Origin of the sequence: Micromonospora sp. WMMA1363, from assembly GCF_030345795.1 — a bacterium.
Classification (GTDB): domain Bacteria; phylum Actinomycetota; class Actinomycetes; order Mycobacteriales; family Micromonosporaceae; genus Micromonospora.
Map to the genome: position 1 here is coordinate 4133279 of NZ_JAUALB010000001.1, position 14757 is coordinate 4148035.

Below are 14757 nucleotides of genomic sequence, written 5' to 3' on the forward strand. Positions count from 1 at the left end.
AAGGAGATCGCCCTGAACGAACCCCATGACGTCGACATGCTCACCGTCGAGCAAGCCGCGCAACGCCTCGGCACGGGTGTGCGCTTCGTGCGCCGCATCGTCGCCGAGCGCCGCATCCGCTTCTACAAGGTCGGCAAGTACGTCCGATTCGACCCTGACGACGTGGCCGACTACATCCAACAAGGGCAGGTCGAACCCATCCGACCGGTCCTCACGTACACGAAGGGAGAAACCCGTTATGCCGCCTAAGAAGCGCCGCTTCGGCCGCGTCCGCAAACTGCCGTCCGGCCGCTTCCAGGCCCGCTACCCCGACCCCACCGGCATCGACCGACCCGCGCCCCGGACCTTCGCCACCGAGACGGACGCCAACCGGTGGCTCACCGCGATCGAGGCGGACATGATCCGGGGCACGTGGCGCAACCCGGATCTCGGCCGGATCTCCCTCGGTGACTACCTCAGCGAGTGGATCGACCACCGGCCGGGTCTGCGACCTCGCACCCTGGATCTCTACCGCTGGCTCCACCGCAAGTACATCGCGCCGAGACTCGGCGACTACTTGCTCACCGACCTCACTCCCGGTGCCATCCGGGCTTGGCGTGCTGACCTCGTAACCGAGGGAGTCAGCGCCACCATGACGGCCAAGGCGTATCGCCTTCTCCGCGCCGTGCTGAACACCGCCGTTGACGACGAACTGATCCAACGTAACCCCTGTCGCATCCAGGGCGCGGGCATCGAACGGCCGGCCGAACGACCGACTGCGAGCGTCGCCCAGGTCTTCCAGCTCGCGGACCTCGTGCCTCGACGCCTCCGCGTCCTCATCCTGCTGGCCGCCTTCGCCAGCCTCCGCTACGGAGAGCTGGCCGCCCTTCGCCGCCGCGACTTCGACCCGCGCTGTCGGACCCTGACGGTCCGCGCGACTCTGGTCGAGCGCCAGGACGGCACGCTGACTTTCGGCCCGCCCAAGACCGATGCCGGCCTGCGCACCGTCACCATCCCGGCGGCGATCCGCCGCGAGGTCCGCGCACACCTGGACGACTTCGTCGACGAGGACCAGGACGCGCTCGTCTTCACCGGCGCTACCGGCGCGGTCCTGCGCCGCTCCAACTTCCAGCGCACCTGCAATTGGCGGGCGTCCGTGGCGGCGGTTGGCCTGCCGGGCTTCCACTTCCACGACCTGCGGCACACCGGCAACACGCTCGCCTCACGAACCGGGGCCAGCCTCGCCGACCTGATGGCCCGGATGGGCCACGCCTCGACCCGCGCCGCGCTGATCTACCAGCACACCGCCCAGGAGCGTGACCAGCACATCGCCGATGGCCTCAGCGAGCAGATCAAGAAGAGCCGCGATCGGGCACGCAAGGGGCACGGCAAGACCAAGAAGTGACGGGCATGATTGAGGCCCAGGTCGGAAACGTGTCCTGACCTGGGCCTCAACCCGGAGCGGGTGACGGGAATCGAACCCGCACTGTCAGCTTGGGAAGCTGATGTTCTGCCATTGAACTACACCCGCAAGCGGCACCACTGTACCTGAGGCAACGCCCTCCGCGCACCCAGGTACCCGGCGACACCCAGGGCCGGGTGACGGCCACGGGGTGGTACGGATGGGCAGCAGCCGCTGCAACGTCGACCATGAGTCGAACCATGACAGGAAGAAGCATCATCCCTGCATACATGGGTATCCCTCGATCTATCTGTGGAACGGGGCGCCTGCCACACGTTTCCAGCCACGGCGCAGCACAACCCCTTCGCGCCGCCAGAAAAGGTGAGCCCATGGGACTCGGCCCCAACCTGCTGACTCGTCGTAACGCCAGCATTGGGTGCACACCGTTCGCGCTACTCCTCGGCGTCACCACGGTCGACATCTGCCGGTGGCAGGCTCCGCCAGCACGCCCCTCGCCGCCTCCGCGGCGAGTGAGGTGTGCGGGCCGGGCAACGCGCTGGCCACATCCAAGGCTCGGCCCGGGCGGCGGTCAAGCACGACGCGAACCAGTTGGCCCTCGCCCGGTGGCCGGATCCGACTCGGAGCCCGCACCGACGCGGCACCGGCTGCCCCGTCTGTCAGGCCGCTGGGCGGAAAGCGGGGCCGGCCACACAGTCCTCGGGCACACGGCGGGCCGCCGGATCCAACCAGACCTGGACGGCGGGCCGGGCCCGCCCACCCACCGAGTCATGCCGGGCGAGCATCGCGACATCGACGGTCAACTCGAACAGCCGCCAGTCCACCTGGGAGGTCGCGCGGTGTAGGCGGGCCAGGCGGGCCACCCGCGCCGAATCCGTCACCGGCCGGGCGTGGCCCGCGACGTACGCCTCGTCGTCACTCTCCTCGGCGGGGAAGGAGTGAAGCGCGTAGCGCCCGTCACGCTCCAGGTCACGCCGCTTTGGTGAGTCGATCACGAAGCAGAACAGGCCCTCGTCGGCGATGACGGGGGAGACCGGGTGCACCCGGGGACCACCGTCCGCGCGGACCGTGGCCAGGTAGCCCAGACCCGGTCCGTACTGCTGGAGGAGGCGACGGATCCCGTCGGCGAGGCGAGGCTCGTCGGCGGCGAATTCGGACCAGGTAGCCATGCCGGCAGTCTATCGAACACCCGTACGAAGAAACATACCGACACGGGCGCCGGACAACCGGCTCGCTATGGTGGTGCGATGCTGCTCTCCGACCGCGACCTGGTCACCGAGATCAAGGCCGGCGCACTGGCACTGGAGCCGTTCGATCCCGCCCTGGTCCAGCCGTCGAGCATCGACGTACGGCTGGACAAGCTCTTCCGGGTCTTCAACAACCACCTGTACACCCACATCGACCCGGCACGGCAACAGGACGACCTGACCTCCGTGGTCGAGGTCCCCGACGGTGAACCGTACGTGCTGCACCCGGGGGAGTTCGTGCTCGCCTCGACGGTCGAGGTGATCTCGCTCGGCGACCAGCTCGCCGGCCGGCTGGAGGGCAAGAGTTCGCTGGGCCGACTCGGGCTGCTCACCCACTCGACCGCCGGCTTCATCGACCCCGGCTTCACCGGCCACGTGACGCTGGAGCTGTCCAACGTGGCGAACCTGCCGATCACGCTGTGGCCGGGCATGAAGATCGGTCAGCTCTGCATCTTCCGCCTCTCCTCGCCCGCCGAGCACCCGTACGGATCGGCCGTCTACGGGTCGCGGTACCAGGGGCAGCGCGGGCCGACGCCGAGCCGTTCCTGGCAGAACTGGCGTACCTGGCCGACCCGCTGACGTCCTCCGCCGGCTGGCCTCCGCACGAACCCGGCCGCCGGGGCAGTTACCGGTCACCGACCGGGGCACGCGACGAGGGCCCCGGCACGACAGGGCGGCGTCGTCCCGGGGCCCTTGGTCCGCTGCCGCCGGATCAGCCGGGCCGGCGGAACCCGGCGACCGGCATGGTGTTGATGCTGGAGACCTGGACCGGCTTGCCGGTCCTGGGCGCGTGCACCATCTTGTCGCTGCCGAGGTACAGGCCGACGTGGTGCAGGTCGGTGTAGAAGAACACCAGGTCGCCGGGGCGGGCGTCGGCGCGCTTGATCGCCTTGCCCTGGCCCCACTGGGCGCCCGTGTAGTGGGTCAGGTAGATCCCGGCCGCCTTGTACGCGTACTGCGTAAGGCCGGAGCAGTCGAACGAGTTCGGCCCGATGGCGCCCCACACGTACGGGTCGCCGATCTGCGCGCACGCGGTTTTGATGGCGGTCCGGGCGGCCTCGCTGACCACGCCGTTGATCGTCGGGCACTTCTCGGTCTTCACCGTCGTCACCGGCAGCGCGGCCTCGAGGCGCTTGATCTCGGCGTCGATCTCCTTCTTCTTCGCCGCGAGCTGGCGCCCCTGCTTGTCCTGCGCCGCGATCAGCGTGTCGAGCGCGGCCTTCTGCTCGTCGTACTTCTTACGGATGGCCAGTACGCCCTCCAGTTGCTTGCGCTCCTGAAGCGCGAGCCGGTCCAGCATGGCGAGCTGCTCGCCGAGAGCGCTCGGCCGCGTGTTGGTCAGCAGCGCGCCGATCTCCTGCGACGGCCCGGTGATGTAGTACCGCGAGGCGAGGTCGCCAACCCGGTTCATCGCCATCTCGCTCTGTAGGGCGAGCGGCGCTATCTTCTCTGCCAGCTCGTCCGACTTCTTGCGGTTGATCCTGAGCTGCGCGCGGACCTTGTTGTACTGCTCGATCGTGGGCTCCAACTGGGCCCACTGCTTGTCGATCGCGGCCTCGATCTCGTCGACGGACGGCTCGGCGAACGCGGGCGCCGCGAGTGCTCCGGCGCCGACGGCAACGGCGGCCACCAAGGTGAGCAGACGGTGGACGACCCGGCGCAGGCCGCCTGGACGGCGGACCCGTCCCGAGGCGGGACGATGAGGGGGCGTGGTTGCCACCGGCACCGACTCCTTTTGCAACCTGACCGCCGGGCGCCTCGCGACGGGGAAGGGGCGAGACAGACGATCCACAGCGGCCGACGCCTCACATTAGGGAAGGTCCGATACAGAATCAAGGCGACCGACGCCTCCGTCACTGCTGTGCTACCGGGCGCGCACCATGGGTACCCGCGGGAGGCGGAAGGTCACGGGTGCCGATACGGAGGGCGTACGCGCTGACGGCGGCGGCACCGGTGCCGCCGCCGTCGATCCAAGGGTACGCGTCAGCCGACGACCGGCTCGTCCTGCTTCTCGCCCGATGCCCGCTCCGGTCGGACGGAGCGAAGCAGCACGCTGGCCACGTCGACCACCTCGACCTCCTCGCTGGCACCCTTGCCGTTCACACCGTCGTTGAGCATCGTCGAGCAGAACGGGCAGCCGACCGCGACCGTCTTCGCGCCCGTGGCCATCGCCTCTTCGACGCGGTCCACGTTGATGCGCTTGCCGATCCGCTCCTCCATCCACATCCGGGCGCCGCCGGCGCCGCAGCAGAAGGAGCGCTCGCTGTTGCGCGGCATCTCGATCAAGCCGCCGTCGCGGCCAGCGGCGTCCTCGGCACCGCCGAGAGCAGCGCCCAGCACCTCGCGAGGCGGGGCGAAGACCCGGTTGTGCCGGCCCAGGTAGCAGGGGTCGTGGTAGGTGACCCCACCGTCGACCGGCTGCACCGGGGTGAGTTTGCCGGTACTGACCAGGTGCGCCAGCAGTTGGGTGTGGTGCACGACCTCGAACTCTCCGCCGAGCTGGCCGTACTCGTTGCCGAGTGTGTTGAAGCAGTGCGGGCAGGTCGCGACGATCTTCTTCCTGCTCTTCTCCCGACCCTCGAACGCCTCGTTGAGCACCTCGACGTTCTGCTGGGCGAGCATCTGGAAGACGAACTCGTTGCCGATCCGGCGGGCCGGGTCGCCGGTGCAGGTCTCGCCCTCGCCGAGGATGGCGAAGGAGACGCCCGCCTCGTGTAGCAGCGTGGCGACCGCGCGGGTGGTCTTCTTGGCCCGGTCCTCGAAGGCGCCGGCGCAGCCGACCCAGAACAGATACTCGAAGTCCTCGGCCTCGCCGACCCGGGGCACCTCGAAGTCGAGACCCTTGGTCCAGTCCTCCCGGGTGTTCGGCGGGGCACCCCACGGGTTGCCCTTGTTCTCCAGGTTGCGCAGCATCACGCCGGCTTCGGACGGGAAGCTGGACTCGATGAGCACCTGGTAGCGGCGCATGTCGACGATGTGGTCGACATGCTCGATGTCGACCGGGCACTGTTCGACGCAGGCGCCACAGGTCGTACAGGACCAGAGCACGTCCGGGTCGATGACGCCGTTCTCCTCGGCGGTGCCGACCAGCGGATTCTCAGCCTCGGCGAGCGCCAGCACGTCGACGTGGGCGAGCTGCGCGGCGGTGGCCTTCTCCGCACCGGTCAGGTCCTTGCCGCCACCGGCCAGCAGGTACGGAGCCTTCGCGTACGCGTGGTCGCGCAGGCTGAGCACCAGCAGCTTCGGCGACAGCGGCTTGCCCGTGTTCCAGGCCGGGCACTGCGACTGGCAGCGGCCGCACTCGGTGCAGGTGCTGAAGTCCAGCAGGCCCTTCCAGGTGAACTGCTCGACCTGAGCGACGCCGAACTGGTCCTTCTCCGGGTCGGCCTCCTCGAAGTCGAGGGGCTTGCCCTCGCTCATCATCGGCCGCAGTGCCCCGAGGCCGGAGCCCTTTCGACCCGGGTCGCGTTTGAAGAAGATGTTGGGGAAGGCCAGAAAGCGGTGCCAGGCCACGCCCATGGTCACGTTCAGCGCGATCACGATGAGCCAGGTCATCGAAATCGTGATCTTGATTAGGGCGGCGACACTCACGCCGGCCGCCCAGTTCGGCAGCAGGCCGCCGACAGCGTGGCTGAGCGGGGCCGCCCAGACCGGATACTCGAAGTGGTCGGTGGCGACCTTGAAGCCCCGGATGACGAAGCCCATGATCAGCACGGCGAGGATCACGGCCTCGACGAAGTAGCCCTGCCACATGGTGGAGCCGGTGAACCGCGACTTCCCGCCGGGCCGGGTCGGCCGGTTACGGAGGCGGATCGTGATCAGTAGCAGGATGCTGACCAGGCCGAGGATGCCGAGCCACTCGGTGACCAGGCCGTAGAGGACCCATCCGCCGACCAGCGGCAGCCCACCGGTGGGCGAGACGACCTCGAAGTACGCCTCCAGCACCAGCAGCGACAGCACGATGAAGCCGACCATCACGAACCAGTGCGCGGCCCCCACCAGGCTCCACCGGAGCATCCGGGTGTGACCGGCGGTCTCAGCCAGCATGGTCTTCGTACGGGTGGCCAGGTCGGTGCGGCGGGACGGATCCGGCTGACCCTGCCGAACCACGGCCAGCATCTTCATGACCGCCCGCACGGCGAGCCACACCGCCACGGCGGTGATGGCGACCGCGACGATCGTGGTGACGATCTGGACGCTGCCCATCGAGTCGGCCTCCCGGTCTACTGCTGCGTCGCGGCTCCGCGGCCGGCCGGGTCAGGGCACGGTCGGTGCGTCACCGCTGCCGCGCCCTCGACCGGACCGGTCGATGACCTCGCTCCGCTCGGTCATGCAGTGCAGCCTACGCGCTAGGTTACCCAGCGGTAACGTGAGCCTTCTCGCATCCAGACCGCGCTGCCCTGCGCACACACCATAGGTCGCCCCGCCCGGTGCCGCCGGGCAGGGGGCGGGACCAGTGACGCGATTCCCGCCCGCATGGTCGGAGCAGGCGGTGCTCAGCGCCAGCGCGGCGGTGCTCAGCGCCAGCGCGAGAGCAGGATCAGGGAGCCAACCATGGCACCGAAGCCCACCGCGAGGTTCCAGTAACCCCACGACATGACTGGGTACTCCTGGGCGGACAGGTAGTAGATCACCAGCCAGCCGATGCCGAGGACGATGAGCGAGACCGCCGAGATCGGCAGCCACACCGGGCTAGGCTTACGCGTCGCCGCCGTCGCCGTCGGACGCACGTCCGATGGCGGGGTGTACACCTTCTTCTTGCGGACCTGAGACTTGGGCACGACGCTCTCCAGAGGGGGTGACGACCTCGTCCGGCCTGACAACCGGGCGCGAGGGCGACGGTCCTTGGCCAATAATGTTCGACAGCTAGCGTAGTCCCGAAGAACCGTCCAGGCCACGAAAGGGTCTGCTCCGACGTTCCCGACCCCCGAAAGAGGGACGGGTCGCGGTACCGGCGGCGTAGCCGGGACGAGCTGGCACGTGACGAGGGGAGGACACCCCGTGGAGTACACATCCGGCACCGCCTCCTGGCGGAAGGCGCTGCGACGGGCCGTCGCCGCGCTGCTGCGCCGCCCGCGGCAACGACGCCCCGGATGGTCGATCGGGGTGCCACTGATCGCCGCGACCGCCGGGTTGCTCATGACCACCACCGCCACCACGGCTGGCGGTACGACCCTGCGCGAGGACCGGCGACCCGAGCTCAGACAGCTGATCGAGGATCGCCGAGAGGACGTGGTCGCGCGCGAGGAACGGGCCGCCACGCTCCGAAGAGACGTCGAGGCGCGCACCGCCGCCCTGGCCGAGTCGGACGGGCCGGTCAACGAGCAGCAGGTCCGGGTGGGCGCGAACCGAGAGGCCGCCGGATTCACGGCGCTGAGCGGGCCAGGGCTGACGGTGGAGTTGAACGACGCGCCGTCACGCCGGACGGACAACCCCCTTCCAGGCGGGGTGACCAACGACGACCTGGTGGTCCACCAGAGCGACGTGCAGGCGGTGGTGAACGCGCTGTGGGCCGGAGGCGCGGAGGCCATGTCAATCATGGATGTCCGCGTACTCGCCACCAGCGCGGTACGCTGCGTAGGTAACACCCTGCTGCTACACGGCCGGGTGTACTCCCCTCCGTTCACGATCGTAGCGATCGGCGATCCCGCCGCCCTTCAGCGGGCCCTCGCCGAGTCTGAGGGAGTCCGGTTGTTCAGGGACCTGGCCGACACCTACCAGCTGGGTTACAAGGAGACCGTCGCCACCGTCACGGTCCCGGCGTTCGACGGTTCGACCACGCTTCGCTCGGCGACGGTGCCCAGGTGACCAGGGCACCGGAGGGCTGGGACGGCCGGCACCGGGATCGCGGCGACGACCCCACGGCGTTCCTGCCGACGGTCGACCGCCCGAACCTCCAGTCGTCGGCCCGGTCCGTGACCTCCCTGACCAGTCAGACCCGAGCCGACGGCCCGCCCGGCCGCGAGCCGGTGGCCGCTCCACGGGACCTGGACCCCACCCGAGCCGACGACCCACCCGGTCCACCGGATTCGCCCGCGCCGCCGCGCTGGGCAGTTCCGGCCGCACCGCCGCGCGACCAAGTCGCCCCGACGGCGGTGACAGACGCCCCCACCGCGTTCATCCCGCCAGCGACTACGGGCCGGAGTACCAGCCGGAGGCCGCAAGCCGACCCGAAGCCGACGACCGACTCGGCGACGCGGAGTGCCGGGGCACCGCCGGCCGCTACTCAGCCGCCCCCCGGCGACCCGGGCGCCACAGCGCTCATCCCAGCGGTGTCCGGTCGTACGCCGCCCGCACCGGCGCTGGACTCGACCGCCCTGATGGGGGCGGTCCCCCGTCCGTCCCGTACGGAGGAGCCCGCCAGCGGGGCCGGTGAGTCGGAGCCGCCGCAGCCACGACGGGGTGAGCGGGTGGTCAAGCTGCGCCCGGAGCAGAGCGGCCTGGGCTACAAGAGCGTCTACTCGGAGCTGACCCGCCCGACGTTCGGCTCCCGCCTGCGCGCCGGCGTCCGGGTCGCCGGTGAGCTGCTCATCACTTTCGGCCTGGTGGTGCTTCTCTTCGCCGGGTACGAAATCTGGGGCAAGTCGGCCATCGTCGACGCCCACCAGAACGACCTCAGCCAGCAGCTCGCCGAAGCGTGGGAGCCCAGCGACGACCCGACCGTCTCACCGTCACCCAGGGCCTCCACCTCCACCCCCGCCAAGCCGCCGACCCCGGTGCAGGGCAGGCCGATCGCCGGTCTCTACATCCCGAAGCTCGACAAGAACTGGGTCGTCGTCGAGGGGATCGGCCAGAAGGACATCCGGTACGCCCCGGGCCACTACCCGTCGAGTGCACGGCCCGGCAAGGTCGGCAACTTCGCCGTCGCCGGGCACCGCAACCGTGCCACCTTCTGGCGCCTCGACGAGCTGGACGCCGGCGACGTGGTCGTCGTCGAGGACCGCGACAACTGGTACGTCTACCGGGTGACCCGCAGCCACGTCGTCAAGCCGACTCAGGTGGAGGTGGTGGCCCCCGTGCCGGGGAAGCCCGGTGCCCGGCCCACCACGGCAATGCTCACCCTCACGACGTGCAACCCCAAGTTCGACAACTACGAGCGTCTGATCATCCACGCCACGCTGACCAGCACACAGGCAAAGTCGGCGGGGCGTCCGGCGGAGCTGGGGAACTGAGGACGATGTACGCCTGGATTTGGCGGAAACTGCCGTTCGGTCTGCCGGGTAAGCTCGCTGGCAGCCTGCTGCTGCTCTCGGCCATGGTCGCGCTGCTCTGGTACGTGGCCTTCCCCTGGGCCGAACCGCTGCTGCCGTTCGACGACGTACAGGTCACCCAGGAATCCGGCGTGCCCGGTGACCCGCTCCCCGGTGACCCGCCGCCCAGCGGCGGAGAGACGCCTGCGGGCGACGAGCACGACCTGCCGTACCGAACTGACGAGAACAACACCCCGCCACCCACGCCCTCACCGGAAGAGTGACCCGTGCGCGTCCTGGTCATTGACAACTACGACTCGTTCGTCTTCAACCTCGTCCAGTATCTCGGCCAGCTCGGCGTGGAGTGCGAGGTACGCCGCAACGATGAGATCGATGTCGCCGAGGTCGGGAAGACGGGCGCGGACGGCGTCCTCCTCTCTCCCGGACCGGGCAGCCCGGACCGCGCGGGCATCTGCCTGGACGTCATCCGCGAGTACGCCGGCACGCTGCCCCTCTTCGGGGTCTGCCTCGGCCACCAGGCGATCGGGGAGGCGTTCGGTGCCACCGTCGCCCGAGCCCCCGAGCTGCTGCACGGCAAGACCTCCGAGGTGCGGCACCACGATGCCGGAGTGCTGGCCGGCCTGCCGAACCCGTTCACGGCGACCCGCTACCACTCGCTGGCGGTGCTGCCGGAGACGCTGCCCGCCGAGTTGGAGGTCACCGGCTGGACCGGTTCCGGCGTGGTGATGGCGATGCGGCACCGAACCCTGCCGATCGAGGGAGTCCAGTTCCATCCCGAGTCGGTGCTGACCGAGGGCGGCCACGTGATGCTCGCCAACTGGTTGGCGTCCTGCGGCTACACCGAGGCGCTGAAGCGCGCGCCCGAACTCGCCGCCGAGGTCGACGTACGCCGCCGCGCCGCCTTCGGCTCCGGCTGAGGTCGCGAGCACACCAGAGCGACGGTCAGCCGCGCTCCTTCAGCGCGTCCCGGACGCCCTGGTCCGCGGGCGACCGGACCGCGGGCGGCCGACGTCGGACGGCGTCCCACGCCGCCTTGCCACTGGCCAGGTAGTCCCGGATGGACTTCTCGACGAACAGGCCGGGCCCACAGCCGGGGCAGCGTGCGATCACCCCGTCGGCGTCGACACCGAGATGTCGGCACAGCGTCACCGCCCGGGACACGTGCCAGGACTGCGTGACGATCAGGGCCCGCTCGACCCCGTACACGTCCCGGGCTCGGACGCAGCTGTCGTAGGTGTCGAGTCCGAACGGGTCGGCCACCACCCGGCCAGGCTCGACACCGAGCCGCACGGCGAGGTAGGCGGTCATCACCGCCGGCTCGTCACCCGACGTCCCGCCCCCGTCGCCGGACACCAGCAGCACCCGGGCCCGCCCGCTGTGTATCAGCTCGGCGGCGGTGTCCAGGCGGCCCGCCAGCCGGTCCCCCGGTTGCCGTCGGTCCGCAGCCACCTCGGTGCCGAGGACGATCACGACGTCGGTGGCCGGCGCGTCGGCCTCGTCGTACACGTGACCGCGTGCGGCGCAGGTCGTCCACAACCAGGGCAGGCTGGTGCAGACCAGCGCGACCGTCCCCAGCATCGCGACCCACACCAGGCGTCGCCGCCACCGGCCGGTCCACCCGGCTGGGCGCACTGCGTCGTCCGGCGGAGGTCTCCCGGGCCCTCCCACGCTCACCGGTCGAACGCGGTCGGCACCGCCCGTGCCCACCCCACCCGGCACGGGTCGGTCAGCCCTTCGGGAGCCGGATCGGCGGCGTGGTCGGGTCGGGCAAACCACCACCACCGCCGCCGGGGTTGGTCGGCGTGGCCGGCGGCGTGGGGGGCGGCTCCTGGGTCGGCTCCCGGGTCGGCTCCTGGGTCGGCTCCGGTTCCTCCTCGACCGTCACGGTGATGGTGACCGTCTTGCCCTTGACCAGCTCGGTGTTCGGACGTGGGTCCTGCCGCGTCACCTTGCCGGCCTCGCCCGGCGGGACCGGCTGTCCCTGCTCGATGTCGACCTTGTAGCCAGCGTCTCTCAGTTCGTCCCGCGCGTCCTCGACCGACTGGTCCACCACGTCCGGCACCTTGCCGACGTTGCCGCGGGACACCGTGAGGGTGACGTCGGCGCCTTCGTCTACTTTGCTGCCCTCGTCCGGCGACACCCGCAGGACGGTGCCCTCCCGCTCGGCGCTGTCGACGTCGGTGCGCTTGACCTTGAAACCCGCGTTTTCCAGCTGCCGCCTGGCGTTCTCGTAGGAAGTGCCGACCAGAGTGTCCGGGATCACCTTCGTCGCCGGGCCACCGCAGATCTGAACCCGGACGACCTGACTTGGTTGCAGCCGGGCGCCCGTACCTGGTTCCTGGCTGACCACCCGTCCCTTCTCGCAGTTGCTGCCGAAGACCTCCGTGCCGGTGTCCGGTGTCAGGTTGGCCTGCCGGATCGCCGCGAACGCCTGGGCCTGGGTCATCCCGGTGACCTCGGGAACGGCGACCTGATCGTCGCCCTGCTGGCTCTGCAACAGGGCGACGATCAAAGCGATCACCGCCAGCACGCCGAGTGCGGTGAAGGTAGCGATCAACCAGGATGACGCCCGGCGCTGGCGCGGGTCGCCGACCCGGGCCGGGATCTGCTGGGTCTGCGGGACGCCCGGCGCAGACGCCGGGTAGCCGGCCCCGACCGGGGCGAGCTGGGTTGCCTCCTCCTCCTGGCGCATCACCGGGGTGGCCAGCACCGGCCGGCCGGCGGCGGCGCGGAGCAGGTCGGCACGCATCTCGCCGGCGCTCTGGTAGCGGTTCAGCGGGTTCTTCGACAGCGCCTTGAGCACGATCGCGTCGACCGCCGGGGAGACCTCCGGGTTGAGGTCGCTCGGCGTCGGCGGTGCCTCCCGTACGTGTTGGTACGCGACGCTGACCGGGCTGTCCCCGACGAACGGTGGGTGCCCGACGAGCAGCTCGAAGAGCACGCAGCCGGCGGCGTAGACGTCGGAACGGGCGTCGACCGCCTCGCCCCGGGCCTGTTCGGGCGACAGATACTGCGCGGTGCCGATCACGGCGCTGGTCTGCGTCATCGTGGTGGCGCCGCTGGCCAGGGCCCGCGCGATACCGAAATCCATCACCTTGACCTGGCCGGTCTGGGTGAGCATCACGTTACCGGGCTTGATATCCCGGTGGATGATGCCGTGCCGGTGGCTGAACTCCAGCGCCGCGCACATGTCGGCGCAGATCTCCAGCGCCCGGCGCGGCTGGAGCCGGCCCTCGGCGCCCAGCACCTCCTTGAGGGTGCGCCCGTTGACGAACTCCATCACGATGAACGGCAGTGTCTCGCCCGTAGGCGCCTGTTCCTCGCCGGTGTCGTAGACGGCGACGATGGCCGGGTGGTTGAGAGACGCGGCGTTCTGCGCCTCCCGGCGGAACCGCATCTGGAAGGTGGCGTCCCGGGCCAGGTCCGTCCGGAGCATCTTGACCGCGACGTCCCGACCGAGCCGCAGGTCACGACCGCGGTGCACCTCAGCCATGCCACCGTAGCCGAGCAGCTCGCCGACCTGGTACCTGCCACCGAGCAGGCGGGCCTGCGCTGTCATCGCGTCTGTCGTCCTTCGCTCGTCGTGGTCTCGTTGCCGCCCGGCCGGGGCAGTTGCTGTCGACGGTACGACGTCCGGGTCGGATCGTCGCGTCCGTCGAGCCGCTGCGCGCCGGACGTCACCGTCGGCGCCGGCGCCGGCGTGCCGGTGTATCCGGCGCGTGTCGCCCCCCACCGGGAGTAGGAAACCACGCCGGCACAGACCAGGACCAGTACGGCCAGGAGTGCGACGAGGAAAGCCTTTCCGGCCTGGGACTTGCGCGGAGGAGGAGGCGGTGGCTTCGGAGCGTACCCGGATCGGGCCGACGCGCCCGGTGGCCGGACCGCCGGCGTGGCCCGCGGGGCCGCCGCTGCGACCGGCGCCACCGCCGGCGGTCGGGGCGGCTGCGGCGTCGCGACCGGCGGGCGGGGCGGCACCGGTGTCCGGGCCGCCGACGGTGGCGACACCTGGGCCCGGCCCGGGGCCGGCGACGCGGGCGCCGCGGAGATCGGGGTGGCCCGGCCGGCCGCACGGGCCGCCTGGGAGAGCTGGGCCTTCAGTTGGCGGGCCACCCCGGCCAGCGCCGCGGCGCTGGGCCAGCGGGCGGCCGGATCCTTCGCCATGGCCCGCTCGACCACGGCGCGGACCTGCGGCGGGATGTCGGCGGGCAGCGACCGGGGGGTATCCCGGACATGCCGCATGGCGATGTCCAGGGGGTTGTCACCCTCGAACGGCCGCCGACCGGCGAGGCACTGGTACGCGACCACGCCGAGCGCGTAGACATCCGACGCGGGGGTGGCGACGCCGCCGGTGGCCTGCTCGGGTGAGATGTACGAGGCGGTGCCGAGCACCGACCCGGCGGCGGTGAGCTGGGCCACCAGGTCGGAGCGGGCGATGCCGAAGTCGGTGAGCACCAGGGTCCCGTTCGGCCGGACGAGGAGGTTTCCCGGCTTCACGTCCCGGTGCACGATCCCCTTCAGGTGGGCGGCGTGCAGCGCGTCGGCGGCCTGGGCGACCAGCGCCATGGTGCGGGCGGGGGTGAGCCGCCCCACCCGGCTCAGGGTCGCCGAGAGGGCGTCGCCCTCCACGTATTCCATCACCAGGAAGGCGACCTGTTGGTCGTTGCCGAAGTCGTAGACGTCCACGACGCCGGGATGGTTGATCGTTGCCATCGTGCGCGCCTCGCCGCGGAACCGCTCGGCGAAGTCCGGGTCGTCGAGCAGGGCGGGAAGCAGGCTCTTCACGGCGATCGTCCGGCCGAGCACCTGGTCGGTGCCGCGCCACACGTCCCCCATGCCACCGCTCGCGATCCGCTCGTCCAAGCGGTAGCGGTTGCCGAGCTGCACCCCGGGGCTGAGCATG

The 14757-nt window shown here is 70.6% G+C and carries 14 protein-coding genes and 1 tRNA gene; 7 read left to right on the forward strand and 8 right to left on the reverse strand.

Annotation, left to right across the window (positions count from 1 at the left end; all coding sequences use genetic code 11):
• Positions 1 to 36: 36 nt before the first annotated feature.
• Both QTQ03_RS19255 and QTQ03_RS19260 read left to right on the forward strand, forming a co-directional pair.
• Positions 37 to 249, forward strand: a complete 213-nt coding sequence (locus QTQ03_RS19255) for a helix-turn-helix domain-containing protein (protein ID WP_184680709.1) — start codon at positions 37 to 39, stop codon at positions 247 to 249.
• The gene (locus tag QTQ03_RS19260) at positions 239 to 1384 is read left to right on the forward strand and encodes a tyrosine-type recombinase/integrase (protein WP_289279259.1); all 1146 of its coding nucleotides are present in this window, start codon (positions 239 to 241) and stop codon (positions 1382 to 1384) included. The genes QTQ03_RS19255 and QTQ03_RS19260 overlap by 11 nt, the downstream gene beginning before the upstream one ends.
• A 55-nt stretch (positions 1385 to 1439) precedes the next feature.
• Here QTQ03_RS19260 and QTQ03_RS19265 read toward each other — a convergent pair.
• Positions 1440 to 1510: transfer RNA gene (locus QTQ03_RS19265), tRNA-Gly, on the reverse strand.
• Between the two features lie 548 nt (positions 1511 to 2058).
• A complete protein-coding gene (locus tag QTQ03_RS19270) occupies positions 2059 to 2568 on the reverse strand; it encodes a pyridoxamine 5'-phosphate oxidase family protein (protein WP_353890601.1) in 510 nt (169 codons plus the stop codon).
• Positions 2569 to 2646: 78 nt separating this feature from the next.
• Between QTQ03_RS19270 and dcd the strand changes: the two genes are divergently transcribed.
• A complete protein-coding gene (gene dcd, locus QTQ03_RS19275; RefSeq protein ID WP_289279260.1) occupies positions 2647 to 3225 on the forward strand; it encodes a dCTP deaminase in 579 nt (192 codons plus the stop codon).
• Positions 3226 to 3358: 133 nt separating this feature from the next.
• Here the strand turns inward: dcd and QTQ03_RS19280 are convergent, their stop codons facing one another.
• The 3 genes from QTQ03_RS19280 to QTQ03_RS19290 all read right to left on the reverse strand — a co-directional run bounded on the left by QTQ03_RS19280 (position 3359) and on the right by QTQ03_RS19290 (position 7427).
• A complete protein-coding gene (locus QTQ03_RS19280) occupies positions 3359 to 4372 on the reverse strand; it encodes a C40 family peptidase (protein ID WP_289279261.1) in 1014 nt (337 codons plus the stop codon).
• A 257-nt stretch (positions 4373 to 4629) separates the two neighbouring features.
• Positions 4630 to 6852 carry a (Fe-S)-binding protein gene (locus tag QTQ03_RS19285; protein WP_289279262.1) on the reverse strand — a complete coding sequence of 741 codons (2223 nt, stop codon included), beginning with the start codon at positions 6850 to 6852 and terminating at the stop codon, positions 4630 to 4632.
• Between the two features lie 311 nt (positions 6853 to 7163).
• Positions 7164 to 7427: a cell division protein CrgA gene (locus tag QTQ03_RS19290; RefSeq protein WP_289279263.1), complete on the reverse strand. Its 264-nt coding sequence runs from the start codon at positions 7425 to 7427 to the stop codon at positions 7164 to 7166.
• A gap of 220 nt (positions 7428 to 7647) precedes the next feature.
• Between QTQ03_RS19290 and QTQ03_RS19295 the strand changes: the two genes are divergently transcribed.
• The 4 genes from QTQ03_RS19295 to QTQ03_RS19310 are packed head-to-tail and all read left to right on the forward strand — an operon-like array spanning position 7648 to position 10774.
• Positions 7648 to 8454 (forward strand): DUF881 domain-containing protein, encoded by an 807-nt coding sequence (locus tag QTQ03_RS19295; protein ID WP_289279264.1) that lies wholly within the window; start codon positions 7648 to 7650, stop codon positions 8452 to 8454.
• A complete protein-coding gene (locus tag QTQ03_RS19300; RefSeq protein WP_289279265.1) occupies positions 8451 to 9818 on the forward strand; it encodes a class E sortase in 1368 nt (455 codons plus the stop codon). The genes QTQ03_RS19295 and QTQ03_RS19300 overlap by 4 nt, the downstream gene beginning before the upstream one ends.
• Before the next feature lie 5 nt (positions 9819 to 9823).
• Positions 9824 to 10120, forward strand: a complete 297-nt coding sequence (locus tag QTQ03_RS19305; protein WP_289279266.1) for a hypothetical protein — start codon at positions 9824 to 9826, stop codon at positions 10118 to 10120.
• A gap of 3 nt (positions 10121 to 10123) precedes the next feature.
• Positions 10124 to 10774: an aminodeoxychorismate/anthranilate synthase component II gene (locus QTQ03_RS19310; RefSeq protein ID WP_289279267.1), complete on the forward strand. Its 651-nt coding sequence runs from the start codon at positions 10124 to 10126 to the stop codon at positions 10772 to 10774.
• A gap of 25 nt (positions 10775 to 10799) precedes the next feature.
• Here the strand turns inward: QTQ03_RS19310 and QTQ03_RS19315 are convergent, their stop codons facing one another.
• The 3 genes from QTQ03_RS19315 to QTQ03_RS19325 form a co-directional block, all read right to left on the reverse strand.
• A complete protein-coding gene (locus QTQ03_RS19315; protein ID WP_289279268.1) occupies positions 10800 to 11435 on the reverse strand; it encodes a SanA/YdcF family protein in 636 nt (211 codons plus the stop codon).
• A 148-nt stretch (positions 11436 to 11583) separates the two neighbouring features.
• Positions 11584 to 13416 carry a Stk1 family PASTA domain-containing Ser/Thr kinase gene (pknB, locus tag QTQ03_RS19320; protein WP_289279269.1) on the reverse strand — a complete coding sequence of 611 codons (1833 nt, stop codon included), beginning with the start codon at positions 13414 to 13416 and terminating at the stop codon, positions 11584 to 11586.
• On the reverse strand, positions 13413 to 14756 hold the full coding sequence (locus QTQ03_RS19325; protein WP_289279270.1) for a serine/threonine-protein kinase: 1344 nt from the start codon (positions 14754 to 14756) through the stop codon (positions 13413 to 13415). Before QTQ03_RS19325 ends, pknB begins: the two co-directional genes overlap by 4 nt.
• Between the last annotated feature and the right edge of the window lies 1 nt (position 14757).